General features: G+C 56.1%; 15 protein-coding genes. 4 read left to right on the plus strand and 11 right to left on the minus strand.

Annotation, left to right across the window (positions count from 1 at the left end; translation table 11 throughout):
• Positions 1-40: 40 nt before the first annotated feature.
• The 3 genes from Q1B13_RS06400 to rocF are packed head-to-tail and all read right to left on the minus strand — an operon-like array spanning position 41 to position 2931.
• Positions 41-1081, minus strand: coding sequence for an ornithine cyclodeaminase (locus tag Q1B13_RS06400; protein ID WP_299078532.1), 1041 nt, complete (start codon positions 1079-1081; stop codon positions 41-43).
• A 9-nt stretch (positions 1082-1090) separates the two neighbouring features.
• Entirely contained in the window at positions 1091-2011 is a 921-nt protein-coding gene (gene ctlX, locus Q1B13_RS06405) for a citrulline utilization hydrolase CtlX (RefSeq protein WP_299078535.1), read from the minus strand.
• Complete coding sequence (rocF, locus tag Q1B13_RS06410; protein WP_298932383.1) at positions 2011-2931, minus strand: arginase; 921 nt, start codon at positions 2929-2931, stop codon at positions 2011-2013. The genes ctlX and rocF overlap by 1 nt, the downstream gene beginning before the upstream one ends.
• A gap of 86 nt (positions 2932-3017) precedes the next feature.
• Here rocF and Q1B13_RS06415 point away from each other — a divergent pair, with 86 nt between their 5' ends.
• Both Q1B13_RS06415 and mprF read left to right on the plus strand, forming a co-directional pair.
• A complete protein-coding gene (locus Q1B13_RS06415) occupies positions 3018-3446 on the plus strand; it encodes an Lrp/AsnC family transcriptional regulator (protein ID WP_298932381.1) in 429 nt (142 codons plus the stop codon).
• A gap of 142 nt (positions 3447-3588) precedes the next feature.
• Positions 3589-6198 carry a bifunctional lysylphosphatidylglycerol flippase/synthetase MprF gene (mprF, locus tag Q1B13_RS06420; protein ID WP_299078539.1) on the plus strand — a complete coding sequence of 870 codons (2610 nt, stop codon included), beginning with the start codon at positions 3589-3591 and terminating at the stop codon, positions 6196-6198.
• Positions 6199-6201: 3 nt separating this feature from the next.
• On the opposite strand, the gene Q1B13_RS06425 is transcribed toward mprF, so the two are convergent.
• The 6 genes from Q1B13_RS06425 to Q1B13_RS06450 all read right to left on the minus strand — a co-directional run bounded on the left by Q1B13_RS06425 (position 6202) and on the right by Q1B13_RS06450 (position 10946).
• A complete protein-coding gene (locus Q1B13_RS06425; protein ID WP_299078542.1) occupies positions 6202-7764 on the minus strand; it encodes an efflux transporter outer membrane subunit in 1563 nt (520 codons plus the stop codon).
• A gap of 11 nt (positions 7765-7775) precedes the next feature.
• Entirely contained in the window at positions 7776-8921 is a 1146-nt protein-coding gene (locus Q1B13_RS06430) for an HlyD family secretion protein (RefSeq protein WP_298932376.1), read from the minus strand.
• A 21-nt stretch (positions 8922-8942) separates the two neighbouring features.
• The gene (locus Q1B13_RS06435; protein ID WP_298932374.1) at positions 8943-9299 is read right to left on the minus strand and encodes a DUF3302 domain-containing protein; all 357 of its coding nucleotides are present in this window, start codon (positions 9297-9299) and stop codon (positions 8943-8945) included.
• 34 nt (positions 9300-9333) lie between these two features.
• Positions 9334-9903 (minus strand): disulfide bond formation protein B, encoded by a 570-nt coding sequence (locus Q1B13_RS06440; RefSeq protein WP_299078544.1) that lies wholly within the window; start codon positions 9901-9903, stop codon positions 9334-9336.
• A 9-nt stretch (positions 9904-9912) separates the two neighbouring features.
• Positions 9913-10068 (minus strand): DUF5993 family protein, encoded by a 156-nt coding sequence (locus Q1B13_RS06445; RefSeq protein WP_298932371.1) that lies wholly within the window; start codon positions 10066-10068, stop codon positions 9913-9915.
• Between the two features lie 116 nt (positions 10069-10184).
• Complete coding sequence (locus Q1B13_RS06450; protein WP_299078547.1) at positions 10185-10946, minus strand: DeoR/GlpR family DNA-binding transcription regulator; 762 nt, start codon at positions 10944-10946, stop codon at positions 10185-10187.
• Positions 10947-11199: 253 nt separating this feature from the next.
• Between Q1B13_RS06450 and glpD the strand changes: the two genes are divergently transcribed.
• Both glpD and Q1B13_RS06460 read left to right on the plus strand, forming a co-directional pair.
• Positions 11200-12789 carry a glycerol-3-phosphate dehydrogenase gene (gene glpD, locus Q1B13_RS06455; RefSeq protein WP_299078550.1) on the plus strand — a complete coding sequence of 530 codons (1590 nt, stop codon included), beginning with the start codon at positions 11200-11202 and terminating at the stop codon, positions 12787-12789.
• 211 nt (positions 12790-13000) lie between these two features.
• Positions 13001-13561: a DUF2087 domain-containing protein gene (locus Q1B13_RS06460; RefSeq protein ID WP_299078553.1), complete on the plus strand. Its 561-nt coding sequence runs from the start codon at positions 13001-13003 to the stop codon at positions 13559-13561.
• Between the two features lie 99 nt (positions 13562-13660).
• Here Q1B13_RS06460 and Q1B13_RS06465 read toward each other — a convergent pair whose 3' ends face one another.
• Together Q1B13_RS06465 and Q1B13_RS06470 are read right to left on the minus strand one after the other, a co-directional pair.
• Positions 13661-16798, minus strand: coding sequence for an efflux RND transporter permease subunit (locus Q1B13_RS06465; RefSeq protein WP_299078555.1), 3138 nt, complete (start codon positions 16796-16798; stop codon positions 13661-13663).
• A gap of 3 nt (positions 16799-16801) precedes the next feature.
• Positions 16802-17983 (minus strand): efflux RND transporter periplasmic adaptor subunit, encoded by a 1182-nt coding sequence (locus Q1B13_RS06470; RefSeq protein ID WP_299078558.1) that lies wholly within the window; start codon positions 17981-17983, stop codon positions 16802-16804.
• Positions 17984-18167: the final 184 nt, after the last annotated feature.

Here is an 18167-nt window from a genome sequence, read left to right on the forward strand (position 1 = left end):
CGGCGAAAACCGGGGTGAGTAGGGTGATGTTGCGGGTTCTTTATTGTGCCCGCATCAACATTCCGAACAGATCGCGAGGGTCATCTGGATCTGCGAGCATGTCCAAAGGTTCAAAGTAATCAGTACTCTCAATGGCATTCTTAATGTAACGAAGCGCCGAAAAGTCCTCGATCGCGAACCCGACACTATCGAACAGCGTGATCTGGCGGTCATCGTTGCGACCCTTCGCTTGCCCGGTCATCACCTGCCACATCTCGGTTACCGGATGATCTGCGTCCAGCGCCTGAATTTCCCCCTCGATGCGGGTTTGTTCGGGGTATTCGACGAAAATCTCTGACCGCAGAAGAATGTCCCGATGCAATTCGGTTTTGCCCGGGCAGTCGCCGCCGATGGCGTTGATGTGAACGCCGGGGCCAACCATGTTATCGGTCAGGATCGTTGCATATTTTTTGTCTGCCGTGCAGGTGGTTATGATCTGTGCACCTTCGATCGCGTCCTCGGGCGTTTTGCACGCCACCACGGTCAAACCTTTGTTCTGAAGGTTCGCTGCACATTTGGCTGTGGCCTTCTGATCAACGTCATATAGTCGAACGGTGTCGATCCCGCACATGGCCTTGAAGGCCAAGCATTGAAACTCAGACTGAGCGCCATTGCCGATCATTGCCATAGTGGATGCATTCTTGGGTGCCAGGTATTTGCCAACCAGAGCGGATGTTGCGGCCGTGCGAAGCGCCGTCAGCATTGTCATTTCGGTCAAAAGGGTGGGGTAACCCGTGTAAACATCTGCCAACAACCCAAACGCTGTGACGGTTTGCAGCCCTTCGGAGGTGTTTTTGGGGTGGCCGTTGACGTATTTGAAACCATAGGCCTCGCCATCCGAGGTTGGCATCAATTCGATCACGCCATGGGGGGAATGTGCTGGAATGCGGGGGGTTTTGTCAAAACTCTCCCATCGCTTGAAATCGGATTCGATCTGCGCAGCAATCTGCGTGATCATCTGTTCGACACCGATGTGGTGAACAAGCCGCATCATGTTGTCGACGGAAACAAAGGGCACAAGGGCCTTGTCAGAAGGTTTCATATCGCGCTCCTATCGGCGGGACAGGTGAACGCCAGCAATCATGCAGCGCACCGATCCACCGGCTGTTTCAATTGTGGGAACCGACAGCGGCAGCGGCTTTGCGCTGGCCTCGATTTTCTCGATTTGGTCGGGCGTCAGAGAGGCGAGCGCCCTGCTGGATAAGGCCAGAACCAGGCCGTCGTCTCCCAAGAGTTCGATTGCGTTGCCGGCGAATTCAGCAATCTGGCCATGAGACAGATCAATGACCGCCCGACCGGATTCTTCCAGTCGTGCCCGGACTGTGGCGCGCCGTTCGGCGTCCGGGATCATGTCCAAGCAGATCAACGCGTAATGCGTGCCGATCCCCATCAATACGTTGGTATGATACACGTCCCGACCGGCTGCGTCGCGGGCTTCGAATGCAATCGGTTCATAGTTGAAGTGGGTGCAAAACCTTTCCAACAGAACAGGATCGGCGCGGTTGGACTTGACGGTGTAGGCAATGCGGCCGACATGGTCGAGAACCATCGCTCCGGTCCCCTCGAGCGCGAGGTTGTCCTGTTCAAGACCAGAGTAGTCGATAACGTCCTGAACCCGGTATTCCTGCTTCAGCAATTCGATCACATCCGCGCGGCGTTCGCGCCGACGGGACGGCACAAACATCGGATAGATCGCCACGTGACCACCCGGATGGGTGGAAAACCAATTGTTCGGAAAAACACTGTCTGGGGTGTCCAGATCGCCATGGTCATCAAAGACGTGAACAGTGACCCCGGCGGTCTGTAATTGCGCGACAGCCTTGTCATGCTCGTTGCGCGCGGCGGCGGATGTTGCCGCCGCTGACCGGTTGGCCAAAGTTTGAAAGGCATTGTCATCCCGTGTCTCTGGGTTAGAGGCAAAGGCATGAGGGCGGATCATAACGACCGCAGAAGGGGCTTGCAGGGATAACATTAAAAGCTCCGCGTCGGGCGGTCAAAGATACGGCGGCCCATCAACGAGGCGGCCAGGTCGACCATCAGTTTGGCGGTCCGTCCACGCTCATCCAGGAACGGATTCAGTTCGACCAGATCCAACGAGCAGACCAATCCGCTTTCATGTAGCAATTCCATGGCCAGATGCGCCTCACGCTCGGTTGCACCGCCGGGAACGGTGGTGCCGACAGCAGGGGCGACGGCAGGGTCAAGAAAGTCGACGTCCAGTGAGACATGCAGGATACCATTCTCAGCCTTTACACGGTCCAAAAACGCCATGAGCGGGGCCTTGATGCCGTTCTCGTCGATGCTGCGCATGTCGGCCAGCATGGCGCGCTCTTGCTCAAGCTCGGCGCGTTCTGCCGGATCGACCGAACGTAACCCGATCATGCCAACCCGGTCTGTCGGGACGACATCGGGCAGGGGCGGGAAAGCATCAAAACCGGATTGGCCGGTGAAATAGGCGACAGGCGTGCCGTGCAGGTTGCCACTGCCTGTGCTGTTGGGTGTATGAAAATCGCTGTGCGCATCAAGCCAGAGCACGAATAACGGGCGTCTGATCTGCTTGGCGTGGGCGGCCATCCCGGCAACAGTGCCCATCGACAAGGCGTGATCACCGCCCATAAAAATCGGAACGCCGTTGGGTGCTGCGTCCTGTGCCGCCTTGCTCAAGGCCCGTGTCCAGCCGATGCATTCGGGTAGCGAGTACAAGTGTGAGTGTTCGGGCACATCGACGTCTTCGGGGTGAACGTTCCCTCGGTCGGCTACGGTATGACCAAGGTCCGTTAGTGCGTTTTGCAGACCGGCGACGCGGTAAGCGTCCGGGCCCATACGGCAACCTTGCCGGCGTTTCCCGGCGTCCATGGGTGCGCCGATCAGTATTATGTCTTTCATATCCATGTGCTCATTTAGCCTGTCGATGCGTCTTGCGTGAAGAAAGCAAATTGTTCAAAATGAGAACAAGAAATCCGAAATGGGAACGAAATATGGACGATTTGGACACTCGCTTGCTGAGCGCCCTACACAGAGATGCCCGGGCATCTTTGTCCGAGCTTGCTGAAATCCTTGGTGTGACCCGGACGACGGTGCGCAGCAGGCTGCAACGATTGAAGCAATCGGGTGAGATTGTTGGCTTTACCGTTCTGACCCGCCGTGATGTGGCGCAAAGTCCGGTGCGTGGTCTGATGATGTTGGAAATCGAAGGTCGAGGCACGGAAAGAACCATGGCCAGAATTGCAGCTATGCGTCAGGTCCGTGCGGTGCATTCGACAAATGGAAGCTGGGATCTGATCGCCGAGATCGGCACGGAAACGCTGGCAGAGCTTGACGAAGTGCTATTTCAAATCCGACGGATGGAAGGCATCAATCGATCCGAAACGAACCTGTTGCTTTCAACACGCAAGGGCCGGTTTTAAACTTGGTCGCTCAGGGTTCTTGTAGTGCTTTGAGTTTGAAGGAAATCGTGACAGAATTTCAATGAGGGCGACGTAAGCCTCGTCTGCAGATCGGCAGGCGCGAGTGTTACGGGCGACAAAGGTTCGGGCGGGTGTTTTAAGCATGACGACACAAGATCAAGGCGCAGACTCCAACGCTAAGAACTGGGCGGAAAAGCTCGCGGCGCTGATTGAAAAGCCTTGGGTACGGATCGCGATACCGGTTTTTGTCACATTCATGGCGTTGACGATTTTGCATGATCTGTCTGCGCACGTGAAATGGTCAGATGTGCAAACCGACATTGCGGCAACGTCATGGAAGTTGATGTTCTTCGCCCTTTGCTGGACCGCATTCAGCTTTGTTTCTCTGTCTTTTTATGACGTCTTTGCGGTTCAAAGCGTTGCAGGTGGCAAGGTGCCATTACCTGTGGCCGGTATGGCGGGTGCAAGTGGGTACGCAGTCTCCAACTGCCTCGGGTTTTCGTACATCACTGGAACTGCGATACGGTATCGGATCTACGCGTCGCTAGGGCTGGATCTGGGGCGTGTGGCCGGGGTGATTGCCACGTCCTGGGTCGCCTTCTGGATGGGATTGGTTCTGATTTTGGGTGTCCTGCTGACGTTGCACCCTGACGGGATTTCCAAGGTGATGCCAATCAGCGAAACGACCGAGACTATCATCGGGCTTTCCATGCTGGCCGGCTTGGTGGTTTTGTTCATCTGGTTATCCAGCGGTGGGCGCCGGTTGGCTTTTGCCGGGGTCGGGTTTGATCTACCCGGAGGCAAACTAGCCAGCCTACTGACACTGGCCGCGCTTGGTGACCTGTTTGGTGCATCCATGGCGCTGTACGTTCTGATGCCAGATGATCTGGGCGTCGGATTTCCGTATTTCTTTACAATCTACGTGGCGGCAATTGCTGTCGGAATCCTAAGCCATGCACCCGGCGGTATAGGTGTATTCGAGGCGACACTGATTGCCGGTCTCGGTGCGTCAGGCCGGTCGGACGTGATCGCTGCGCTACTGCTGTACCGCGTAGTTTACACCTTCCTACCCTTTGGAATTGCCAGCGTGTCCATCGGTGTGGCTTCGGCCCTGACTCAACGCCGCCGGATCGGCGGGGCGGCGACATGGGTCTATCGCGTCATCCGACCGATCGTGCCAATGGTTGCAGCAGGCGTGGCGGCTATCGCCGGTGTGATCCTGCTGGTCTCGGGTGCATTACCATCCGATAGCCAGAACCTGGGCGTCTTGCGCGAGTTTCTGCCCCTGTCCTTTGTCGAGGCGTCGCATCTGGCCGGCAGCGTCGTGGGCGTTTTGCTCATCCTGGTGTCGCGCGGCTTGTTCCGCAAACTCTATCGCGCATGGGTTGTCGCCATGCTGCTGATGGTGGCGGGCTTCGTGGCCTCCTTGGCCAAAGGTTTGGACACTCACGAAGCGATCAGCATGTTGGGTACGATTGCGCTACTTGCCACGTTCCGAGGTGCATTTTACCGCGTCAGCGGTGCGTCGATCTTTAGGCTGAACGTCCCGTGGCTGGTCAGCGTTATCGCCTTGTTGGCGGTCATCTTCTGGGTCGGCCTGTTTGCCTATTCTCATGTTCAGTATCAAAACGCCTTGTGGTGGGAGTTTGCGTGGAACGGCGATGCATCACGCTTTCTACGGTCCAGCCTTGTGGTGGCTGTCATCCTTGGCGTCGTCGCGGTGACCTCACTCTTTGGTCGTGAAATCCCCGCGCCAGCGCGCGTCGGCATCCCCGAGGCGGTTGAAAAGCTTGTTATGGAAAGTGAGGACACCGAGTCCCAAATTTCTCTGACGGGTGACAAGCAGTTTCTGATATCGCCGGACGAGTCTGCCTTTATCGCATATGCCGATACTGGAAACGCCATTATCTCAAAAGGTGAACCTGTTGGAGATGAAACGGCTGGACAGCAACTGATCTGGCAATTGCGTGAGATGGCAGACCGTGAAGGGAAGCTCTGTGCATTCTACAGCGTTTCGACCAAGTACCTGCCCACGTTTTTGGATCTTGGCCTTTCGATCCTGAAAATCGGAGAGGTCGCGCGCGTGCCATTGGAAGATTTCTCGTTGGATGGAAAGCCCCGCAAGCGGTTTAGGCAAGCCAAGAACCGGGCCGAGCGAGAAGGGTATGTGTTCGAGATTATACCCAAGGAAGAACTTGCGCCTGTGCTGCCGGAACTGCGTCAGATTTCAGATCTCTGGTTGGAAAAGAAGGCCGGGGCCGAGAAGGGGTTCGCCCTAGGCGGGTTCGACGACGATTACCTGTCTTACTTCGACCATGCAGTTCTGAGAGATGGCGAAACAGGCAAGATCATGGCCTTTGCCAATCTGTTTCAGGGCGGCAATAAATCCGAGCTTTCGCTGGATCTCATGCGGTATGAGCCTGACAGCCCCAGCTTTGTCATGGATGCGCTTTTTGCAGAAATGATGGCATGGGGGGCCGAGCAGGGATTTCACTGGTTCTCATTGGGCGCGGCGCCTTTCTCGGGGATCGAAAACCGTCAGCTTGCGTCGATTTGGAACAAGATCGGTGGGTTCGTCTATGAACATGGTGAGCAGTTCTATCACTTCGAAGGGCTGCGATCGTTCAAGCAAAAATTCGACCCGGAATGGAGCCCAAATTACTTAGCCAGCCCCGGCGGTCTTGCGGCACCGCGGATTCTGTATGAGGTAAACATTCTGATCTCGGGTGGGTTGCGTGGACTGACGAAATAGCTGTTAGTTCAGGCTGGCGCGTGTTGGGGCCTGTTCGAGCAGGTCTCCCCAGTCGGTCCGATATGCCATTTCAGCCAACACCGTCTCGGGCAGGAATTCCTGATTTTGACGGATCTGCCAGCCGCCACCCAAGCCTTTGTAAACTGCGACCAGATTGCTCGAGACCTGTTGGCGCGCCTGGATCAGATTGGCCTGCGACCGCAAAAGAGCAGTTTGTGTGTTCAGGATGCGCGAATAGCTGGCGATCCCATCCCTGTACTGACTGACGGCAATGTCAGCGGCCTTACGCGACGCGTCCACGCTCTGTTGATAGAATCCGACCTGTTTGAGCGCTTGGGCATAGGCAACCATGGCGCTTTCAACCTCGGAATAGGCTGTTAGAACGGTGTTCTGGTAATTGGCGATCAGCGCTTGATAGGCGGCGTCTTGCGCGCGCACATTGTTCTTGATCCGCCCGTAGTTCAACACGTTCCAAACAACGCCCGCGCTTGCCAGCCCGGTGGTGCTGTTTGAGCTGAACAGGTCGCGTCCGCCCGAGGCCTGCAAGCCGATAGATCCAGACAGCACAAACTGCGGATACAGGTCCGCCATGGCGATCCCGACCTGTGCCGATTGCGTGGCAGCGGCCAACTCGGCGGCGCGCACATCTGGACGCCGGCGCAGCAACTCGGCTGGAACACCCACCGAGACATTGGACCGGGCCGATGGAATCCGTCCCGAGTTGCCCAGCAAACTGGTCATACGTGATGGGGTGGCACCCAGCAGAACTGCCAATGCGTTCTTGGTTTGCTGCAAATCGCTTTCCAACTCGGGCACCAGAGCTTTGGTATTGTTCAACAGCGCCTTGGATTCCTGCACGTCCAGCTCGGTCGTGACACCATTGTCAAAACGAAGCTGGGTCAGGTCTGCGGATTCCTGTTGCAGCTTGATGTTGTCGCGGGCAACGAACAGCGACTCCTGCAAGGCCCTTATATTGACGTACAGGGCTGCTACATCGCCGGTCAGTGTGACCAGCGCGTCGTCATAATTGGCTACCTGCAAGGCCAGGTTCGACCGGGCAGCTTGAACACCGCGCCGCTGTGCGCCCCAGACATCCAGTTCCCACTGCGCATCAAATCCAACCTGCGACGTGGAAAACTCGGTATCCAATGGGATGATCCGGTTGATGTCTGCGACAGGGGCAAGGTTATCGCTGATCTGTCGCCGTTCCAGCGATCCGCCGATCGCTTGTGACTGAGGGTAGAGCTCTCCGAATGCGATGCCCAGTTGCGCGCGCGCCTGCAGCACACGGGCACCAGCCATCTGCAAAGTCAGGTTTTGCGCATAAGCTTCGGCGATCAGCTTGTTCAGGGTCGGATCGTTGAACGTCTCCCACCATTTGACCACCGGTGCACTGCGCGAAGTCAGCCCGCTTTGGCCGACACTGGGGCTGTTCACCTCGATCCACTGTTTGACGACGGGCGAATTCGGCTGGACGAAATCGGGGCCGACAGGGGTGCACGCAACAAGCGCGGCGGCGCAAAGGGCAGTCCCCATCAATCTGCGAAAGGATTTGGCCCGTGTCATGATGCGTGTCCTTAAATATCCAGCGGTCGGATGAAGTTGGCGAATGAGTAGAGGCGGATGTTGATGCGTCGCAGAAACTCAAAGGTTTTACCCTGGCCGGTGTAAATCGCGACCGCCGCGTGGCCGCCTGCAGGGAATGTGCGTTCTTCGGGGACATCTACGGTGATCTGTACCGCGATCCGGCCAGGCAGCTTCGGCAGCTCAAAACCGGGCAGGCGGCCTGATGGCAGATACTGCCCCTGGCGGGTGGCCCACCAGATCGCTTCGACCTTGCCGGGCAGAATTTCGCCCGGGTATAGGTCCAAAGCTACCTCAACCTCTTGCCCCGGTTCAACAAATTTTAGGTTCTGCTGTCGAAACGTCGCCAGAATATAGGGGCTGTCCTCGGTCACAAAGCTGGCAATGGCACCCAACCGGACGTCTCCGACAACCAATCCGGGGCGTGCCTGTTGCGAAACGATCATGCCGTTCTCGGGGGCATAGATGGTCGTATTTTCCAGGAAGTACTCGGCCTCGGCCAACTGGGCTTGTGCCTGAAGGATACCTGTGTTGACTCCGTCGATTTGCGATTCCAAAGCCAGCTGTGCTTTCTGAAGATTTGCTTCGGCTTGTTTGACCGATGCCTGATCCTCGGTGACCTGCTCATTCCAGCGATCCAGTTCGTCCTGCCGCGCACCGCCCGCAGGGACCAGGTTTTCGTAACGCGCTTTTTGCGTCAGGGCGTAAGCAAGCTGCGCATTTGCCCGTTCGACCGATTCTGTCGAGGCAATCACGTCCTGTTCAAGAATCTTGGCATTTTGTTCCGCCGCAACCAGCTGGGCATTGGCGTTGTCGACCGCAAGCGAGAAGATCGTGTCGTCAAAGCGATACAGTGGATCGCCCTTGGTGACTTGTGTGTTTGGTTCCACCAGCACTTCGGTCAGAATTGTCGGCTGGGTCAATTTTGGCACGATCTGGATTGTTGAGCGCACCACATGACTGTCGACGGAGAAGGGCTGGAAAAACCGCAGCGCGACCAGAAAGATCAGCAGCAAATGCGCGCCGACCCAGAACGAAACAATCCCCCAGGTGATGTTGAATTTCAGCCATTGCGCCTTGAAGAAAATGAACCAGACGAAAATGATGTAAAAAAGCGTAATGCCAAGTGCGACGAACATAGTGTTTTGTTTCCTTCGGCCTTAGCTTTTCTGCGTCTCGTCGGTCTGGGACTGATACTCTTCTTTGACCGTGCCGCCTAACCGTTCGATCTCTTTTCTGATGGCGTCGCGTTCATCCTCGGGCAGGCGGCGAATGTCGACGGTCATGCCGTCGTGGAACGCCCACATAAAGGCATGTACCCAAGGTACGACGGCCAAAAAGCCCATCCAACCCATGATCTTTACGGCCTCGGCATGCGGGTGGTTGCGCTTGATCGCGATCCGTCCGGGCAGACCCATGATGAACAGAAACAGCCCCATCACGGCCGCCAAAAGCAGGATCAGTGCGACAAATGTCAGATAGTCGTAGTAGCCCAGCGGCTGGCCCAAAAGTCCCATGCGCGTTCCTCGTTTCAGGACGGTTGTCCCATCCTCAGTTGTTGGTGCCCAATTCGTCAATCAATTTGTAGCTGGTCGGTGGATCGGCGCAGATGCCAGGTCCGCATTCAATCAATGTCGAGACGGCGTTCAGTGCCGCCAGGCCCAGCATGATGATGAAAGCCACCTTTGCAAGTAAGCTGCCGCCAAACCTTTCCGTTGCGTCTGTGCGATCTGCGTATTGGCGATCAAACATCAACATGATTGACGTGCCCAGAAGGATCAGGAAAAAGCAGATCGCGGCCCAGGTATAGTAGTGCAGGCCCAATACGGGTGAGCCATAGTGCCCTGTACCCGGTACGATATGCAGCAAAATCTGGCGCACAGATACGCTGCCCCCATATAGCGCCGCGATCAACATGATCGCATAATGCTGAGGGCGTGGCCCGTATAACAGGTTGAGGCCCAGACCAACACCGACGGCAACGAAGCCAACACGCTGCAACAGGCAAAGCGGGCAGGGCAATTCATAGAGTTTCAATTGATAGAAAAATGCCAATACCAGTACTAAGCTGACAGCCAGCATTCCAAAGGCATTCAGTGTTCTGGACAATTCAGATGTCATCACGGCCCCCTAAAGCTGTATGGTCAGTTGGCTGGTCGCGTGGAACTTCAGCCAGTAAACACTCAACGCCAGCGTGATGAAAAACAGCGTGTTGGCAGCCGTTGTCATCTTGAAATAGTTCAGCCCCATGGTGGCTGTAAGTAACGCAAATAAAAGCGCTATCATGGCCCGGTTCTCCCATTCCGTGCTACGATCGCAATGTTTAGGGATACTGTCAGGCTCGACCTTGTCTTGCAAGGATACCGAGAGGAATTCGCGTTTTTAGCGAAATGTGATGAGGCTTATGTACACACGCGGAGTGCTGTATCCCACTCCACCAACTTTCGGGCCAGATCCTCAGGCAGCGGAGAATCTGTGTAGAAGAAGTCGATGTCACGCAGTGACGCGATGCGCGCCGGGGCAGAGCGCTGGAACTTTGAGTGATCCGCAACCAACAAAGTTCGTCGCGCCTGTTCGATAATGGTTTGGCTGACAAGGACCTCCTGGAAATCGAAATCTAAGAGATCGCCATCGGTATCCAAAGCGGAACATCCTACAATTGCATAGTCGAATTTGAACTGCCTGATGGTCGAAACGGTCAGGTTGCCGATCAGTCCACCATCCGAACGGCGTAGAATTCCACCTGCGACAACGATCTCACATTCTGGGTTTTCGACCAGAATATTGGCGACATTCATGTTGTTGGTCACCACCATGAGGTTCTTGTGGGTCAATAGCTTGCGTGCAACAGCCTCTGTCGACGTTCCTATATTCATGAACACCGATGCACCGTCCGGAATCTCCGCGGCACAGATTTGTGCAATCTGGGTTTTGGCGCCTTCGTTTAGGCTGCGGCGGTCTTCATACCCGATGTTCGAAACGCCTGACCGCAGAACCGCGCCGCCATGCACCCGATCCAGTTCGCCCATATCGGACAGTTCGGACAGATCCCTGCGGATGGTCTGGACCGTTACGCCGAACTTCGCGGCCAAATCGTCGACCGCCACGCGGCCGTTTTGTTTGGCCATATTCAGAATGTCGGACTGGCGAAAAGAAAGCGACATAAGCGGCTCCAGTAATCTTCGATTTGTTCGTTTTTGTTCTTTTTCGGAAAATTTGCAAGGACTCGCGTTGTTCTATGTGAGTGTCTTCTATGCTCGCGTTAGTCGGCCCGACCTATGACTTAATCGTTGCCTGATCTGATATTGCAAAGGATGCCCTGCTTTGGTGTTGTCTTCGCTAGCGAACGAATATAAACGAAAGAAAAAGTTTATTAAACGAACACGTTCGAGTCTAAACACAAAGGATCATCCTGCCGTGGACAAGCGAGACAGCCAGATCACCGACCTGTTCATCATCGGCGGTGGGATTAACGGGTGCGGTATAGCAAGGGACGCAGCCGGTCGCGGATTATCGGTCATGCTGGCCGAAATGAACGACCTGGCGTCCGCTACGTCGTCCGCGTCGACCAAACTGTTCCACGGCGGATTGCGGTACCTTGAGTACTTCGAAATCCGCCTTGTGCGCGAGGCGCTGATCGAGCGTGAAACCCTACTGCGCGCGATGCCCCACATAAGTTGGCCGATGCGCTTTGTGCTGCCCTATCACGAAGACATGCGGTTTGATGCTGAAACGCCGACGTCAAAACTGCTAAGCACGGTTATGCCGTGGATGCGCGGGCGTCGTCCGGCTTGGCTGATCCGGTTGGGATTGTTCCTATATGACCACCTGGGTGGTCGTAAGATCCTGCCGGGCACGACTTCACTGAGCTTGCATACAGCGCCCGAGGGCGAACCCCTTCAGGATAAGTTTGAGACAGCATACGAGTATTCCGATTGCTGGATAGAGGATTCACGGCTGGTTGTTCTAAACGCGCGGGACGCACAATCCCGGGGCGCAGAGATCATGGTGCGGACCGAGGTCACCTCGGCCGAGCGGGTAGACGACCTGTGGCATGTCACGATCCGGAACAAAGACAGTGACGAAACCCGGTTGATCCGGGCAAAGATGTTGATCAACGCGGGTGGCCCATGGGTGGGCGACGTCATTCAGACCAAGATCCGCGTGAACTCTCGTGAAGGTGTGCGTTTGGTGCGCGGCAGCCATATCGTTACGCCCAAGCTTTATGATCATGACAAGTGCTATTTCTTTCAGGGCGAAGACGGCCGCATCATTTTCGCGATCCCGTATGAGCAGGATTTTACCCTGATTGGCACGACTGATCAGGATCATTCCGACCCATCTGTTCCTCCGGTGTGCACAGTAGCCGAGCAAGACTATCTGTGTGCCTTTGCCTCAAAGTACTTCCAGAAGCCGGTGACCCGAGACGATGTCGTATGGACCTATTCCGGTGTGCGCCCACTGTATGATGACGGGGCCAGCAGCGCCACCGCGGCAACGCGGGACTATACTTTGAAAGTTGATGCGCAGGGCGGAGCGCCCGTGCTGAACGTGTTTGGTGGCAAGATCACAACTTATCGTCGTTTGGCCGAAAGCGCGCTAGAGAAAGTTGCCGAGCATTTCCCGAATTTGCCAGGTCCCTGGACGGCAGGCGTTGCCCTGCCGGGCGGTGATTTCCCGGTGACCGGTGTGCAGGATCAGATAGCTCGGCTGATGATTGACTACCCGTTTCTCGGCCAACCTTGGGCCGCACGCCTGATCCGGGCCTATGGCACCGAGGCCACGGCGGTGCTTGGTAATGCCAATCGGGCTTCGGATCTGGGCGAGGATTTTGGTGCGACCCTGAGTGCCCGCGAAGTGACCTGGCTGATGGACAAGGAATATGCGCACAAGGCGGAAGATGTAGTCTGGCGTCGCAATAAGCTGGGGCTTCGCCTGTCCGCGGATCAAATCGCACGGTTGGACCAGTGGATGGGTGAACGGCAAAACACCCAAAGCGCCGCTTAGCGTTGGCTTTGTAGGTCCTGTTTGAATGGTGCTTTGAATTCGTCTCCGGTCGTGCTACCCAACGGGCACGGTCGGCAGACACCGAGGCGTCGCTGCTCTTACCAGAGTGCTAAACCTGCTCTTCATTCTCAAACGGCATCGCAATTACCAGGGCGTTGTTTCGTTAAGCCAGCGACCGACGATCGAGCAAAGCGCCCGCGATGGATGCACGATGACCAAAACCCCTTTACCCCTGCACGCAGATGATCTGACGGTATTTACCAAGTCCTTATCCGGGCAACTTGACGAAGCGAGCCCGCCGCATCTGACGCTGATGAATATGATCGCTCGGGCAGCCGGGTTTCAAAATGTTCAGCATATGCGATCTGCAAATGCAGCCCAACGGCGGTTGGAGGTGCAAAGACACAAACCCCCTGTCGACATGCGTTCTGTCGAACGTGCACTGTTGCAGTTCGACAAACATGGGCGTCTACGCCAGTGGCCATCGAAACGGTCCGTGCAAACGCTTGCGCTCTGGGCGCTGTGGGCCGCTTTGCCCGCCGGTGAGGCGCTTCGCGAGCGCGATGTGAATGCGCATCTTAACCGTGAACACATGTTCGGCGATCCGGCAATCTTGCGGCGGAGCATGATTTCTTGCGGCCTTCTGACACGGAAAAACGACGGAACCGACTACAAACGAGTTGAGCAAGCCCCGCCCGCAGAAGCGGAAATGCTGATCCACACGGTAACGTCCCTTCGACGGGCCCGAACTGAAGGCGCAGTTCTTACATAGGGCGCGCACTTAGCGGTCCAGAACTTTCCAATCAGTTTCAGAGAAGTACAAAAGCCCCGCAGTACCTGCGGGGCTTTTTTTGTTCGATCACTATAGTGATCAGGTTGCTTCTTCGGGCGTGCCCGGGTCGTTTTTGTTGCCCTTCAGCCATTCTCTGAGCCCCTGCATAAGGGCGTACAGGACCGGCACTAGGATAACGCCAACCAGAGTTGCCGCGAGCATGCCACCAAACACGGCGACACCGATGGCTTTTTGACTGGCCGCGCCAGCACCGTTTGCCGCCAACAGCGGGACAACGCCCAGCAGGAAGGACAATGCTGTCATCATCACGGCCCGGAACCGTTGTTGGGCAGCTTCTGCCGCTGCCTCTTTGATAGAAAGGCCTTTGGCGCGTTGTTCCATCGCAAATTCGACAATCAAAATGCCGTTCTTGGACGCAAGGCCCACAAGCATGATCATCCCGATCTGAGTATACAGGTTGATATCGCTGCCCACGATCGCCACCGCAGCAACCGCGCCGAACAAGGCGACGATGACCGATAGCAGGATAGACACCGGTAGCGACCAGCTTTCATATTGGCCAACCAGGAACAAATAGCCGAACAGAATGGCGAGCCCCAGAATCACGATCACAATGCTGCCCGATGCCAATTGTTGCTGCGCCGTTCCGGTCCACTCAAACGCATAGCCCGGGGGCAGGGCGGTCGCGGATTCCTCGGTCATCACATTGATCGCGTCCCCGCTGGATAGTCCTAGCGCCGGAACCGCCGTCACCGTGGCGGATCGGAACAGGTTGTGGCGTTTTAGCAGAACCGGCCCTAATACGTTTTCGACATCAATCAGCGTGCCCAGCGGAACCATGTCGCCCTGGGTGGATCGCACATAGAGGTTCGAGATATCTTCGACATTGTCGCGATATGTCCCGTCTGCCTGAATCATCACGCGATAGACCCGACCAAACAGGTTGAAATCGTTCACATAATACGATCCCAACTGAGCCTGCATCGTCTGGAAAACCTCTGAGACGGACACTTGCAGCGTTTTGGCTTTCTCCCGGTCCAGATCAACGAACAGCTGCGGAACGTTTGCGCGGAATGTCGTGTAAGACTGTGCGATTTCAGGTCGTTGATTGGCCGCATACACAAAGGACCCGACCGCTGAGGCCAGATCTTGCGGCGTTCCACCACCGGTTTGCTGAACCTCCATCTCAACGCCAGCCGACATGCCCAATCCCTGAATGGGTGGCGGGTTAAAGGCCAGTATAGACGCTGCTGACTCGCCGTTGGCGATGGCGAGGATCTTGGCAAGGATAGCGTCGGCACTCAGGTCATCTTCTTGCCGTTCGCTCCAATTGTCGAGATTGACGAAAATCGCTGCGCCGTTGGTGATGGTGCCATTGAGCATCGAAAAGCCGTTAACCAGAACGGTGCTGGCGACCCCGGGGATTTCGCGAATTTGTTCGTCCACACGTTTGGTAACTGTTTCCGTGCGTTCCAGGGTCGCTGCGTCAGGCAGTTGCACATCCACGAACAGATAGCCGTTGTCCTCAAGCGGAATGAAACCCGCTGATGTGTTGGACATGATCGTCCCGGTGCCCATACCCAGCGCCACAATCAGTCCCAGTGCGATCACTGGCATGATCAGCAGCTTGCGCACAATGGCGACATAGCCGCTGCGCACCGTGCCGATCAGCCTTTCGAACAGGGCCAGTATTCCTTTGGGGGGGCCGGACCGGGCGCGCAGCACGAGGCCGCAGAGCGCAGGCGAAAGGGTAAGCGCGTTGATCGACGAGATTACGACAGCGGTCGAGATTGTGACGGCAAACTGAGAATAAAGCCGCCCCGTGATGCCGGGCATGAAGGTCACTGGAACGAACACGGCCAGCAGAACCAGGGTGGTTGCAATGACGGGGCCTGTGATCTGACCCATTGCCTTTCGGGTCGCCTCGGCCGGGGGAAGGCCTTCATCTGCGATGATGCGTTCCACGTTTTCAACAACGACGATGGCATCGTCCACCACGATCCCGATAGCCAGCACCAACGCGAACAGAGAAATCGTGTTCAACGACATGCCAAACATCAGCAAGAACGCGAACGTTCCGATCAGGGAGACCGGGATTGCGACTGCCGGAATGATTGTCGCTCTCCAACTGCCTAGGAACACAAACACGACCGAGATCACCAGAATGAAAGTCAGGATCAGCGTTGACACCACATCGTTCAAAGAGGCTTCGACGAAGTCCGTGGTGTTGAAGGGCACATCGTATTCGACATCAGTAGGGAAAGAGCGTGACAGGCGCTCCAACTCAGTCTGAACCCGCTCGGAAACGGCCAGCGCATTGGCGCCAGGGGCCTGATAGATGCCGATCACGGTGGCCGGAACGGCCTGAAAATATCCGGACGCCGAATAGAACTGGGCACCCAACTCGGTTCTGGCGATGTCCTTGACGCGAACGATTGCACCAGCTTCGCCGGTGCGGATCACAATATTGGAAAACTCTTCGGCCGACGTCAGGCGGCCCTTGGATTTGATCGTGTATTGAAATGTCTGCCCCTCGGGCACCGGGGGGGACCCGATGGAGCCGGCGGACACCTCGATATTCTGTTCGCGAATGGCGTTGATTACGTCACCGGGCGTAATGGAGAGGGCCGCCATCTTATCGGGATCCATCCAGATCCGCATGGCGTATTCCAAGTTGGTCAGAACGTCGGCCTTACCAACGCCCTGAACACGGGCCAGCGCATCGCGCAGATTGATCGACGCGTAGTTCGATAGAAAAACGCTGTCATAGGTGCCTTCGGGCGAGGTCAGTGTGACCAACATCAGCATGTTGGTCGAAGATTTCTGCGTGACAACACCGGAGGACGTAACTTCGGTCGGCAGGGAGGAGGTCGCTTGCGCGACGCGGTTTTGCACGTTTACGGACGCGATATCAGGATCTGTGCCGACCTCAAAGGTGACGTTCAGCGAGTAGGACCCGTTATCTGATGAGGTGGACGTCATGTAAATCATGTCGTCCACACCGTTGACCTGCGCCTCAATCGGGGCGGCAACGGTGTTTTCAACGGTTTCGGCATTGGCGCCGGTATAGGTGGCCGTTACGCTGACCACCGGGGGGGTAATGTCCGGGAACTGCGCCACCGGAAGGACCATATATCCGATACCGCCCAAAATTGTCAGGACAAGCGAGATGACAAGCGCCAGCTTGGGCCGGCTGATGAACAGGGCTGAGAACATCAGTTATTCTCCCGGCTGTTCAGAGGCGACGACCGCATCTACGGCGACGCCCGGGCGTACCCGTTGCAGACCCTCGACAATGATACTCTCACCTTCGCGCAACCCATCCAAAACGATGATTGCCGTGCCGACTGTGTCGCCGGTGGTGATGTAGCGCTGTTCGACCATCTGCTTGTCATTGACAACCAGCACGAATTCACCCCGTTGATCCCGCTGCAAAGCCGCCTGCGGGATGAGAACCTGTAGCGTTGGCTCCAACGCTTCGATGTGAACACTCAGGAATGCACCATCCAGGATCAGGCGTTTGGTATTGTCGAACTCGGCCCGCATGGTTATCGCGCCGGTTAAAGGATCGATGCGGTTGTCCACAAACACTATTTTTCCGGTTTCATCCAGATCGGTTCCGTTAGGCAGTGTTACGTGCACGTTGGGGCTTTGTTCGCTTTCCGACAGCGACGCCGCATTCTCGTTAAAAGTTTCGAGGATCGATGTGAACTGTTTTTCATTCAGCGAAAAGTTGACGTAGATCGGTGCTTCGCTGACGAGATTGACCAATGCGGGATTGTTGGGCCCTACAACATCGCCAACGCTCGTGGTCACGCGACCAATGCGCCCGGCGAATGGTGCCTGAATTCGCGTATAGCTCAGGTCCAACTCTGCCTGTTGAATAGCAGCCTTGGCAGCTTTAACTTCGGCCTCGGCGACAAGCTCATTGGCACGGGCGATGTCACGTTCTGATTCTGGAGTGGCATCGCGTTTGTACAGTTCTTCCTTTCGCGCCAAATCGACCCTGGCCAGCTCAAGGTTGGCTTCGGCGCGGTCCAGATCAGCCTTGCGGGCCTCCAACGTGGCTTCGTAGAGGTCAGGCTCAATCGTAAACAACAGGTCGTCTTTTTGGACCAAAGCGCCGTCTTCCACATCCTGGCTATCCAGAAACCCATTGACCCGCGCGACGATGTCGACCTTGTCGATTGCTTCGGCACGGCCAATGAAAACCGCTTCATCCGTGATTTCCTGTGTATAGGCCGCCGCGATTGAAACTTTGGGGGGCGTTGCATCGCCTTGCCCTTCTTGCGCCAGAGACGGTTGCGCTATGGCCAGACAGAAAACCAAAGCAAACTGCTTTCCTATCGCCCAAGCGGGTCCGCAATTGCTGGGGTCAACGGATTTAAGTGGAAGGGCCATGGAAAATGCCTCGTTCAAACTAAGGATTAAGTGACCGGGCACACCTGACACCGCGGCGAGTCGATAGAATTCAGACTCAGGATGGCGCTTTTGTTGCCATATCTCAAGCTTCTTGAGTACGAGTGCTTCTGGTGCGCAGTCTAAATTATCTCGTCAGTTCGCTGACTTAGGTCGATGCGCTTTG

Source organism: uncultured Ruegeria sp., assembly GCF_947489545.1.
Lineage (GTDB): Bacteria > Pseudomonadota > Alphaproteobacteria > Rhodobacterales > Rhodobacteraceae > Ruegeria.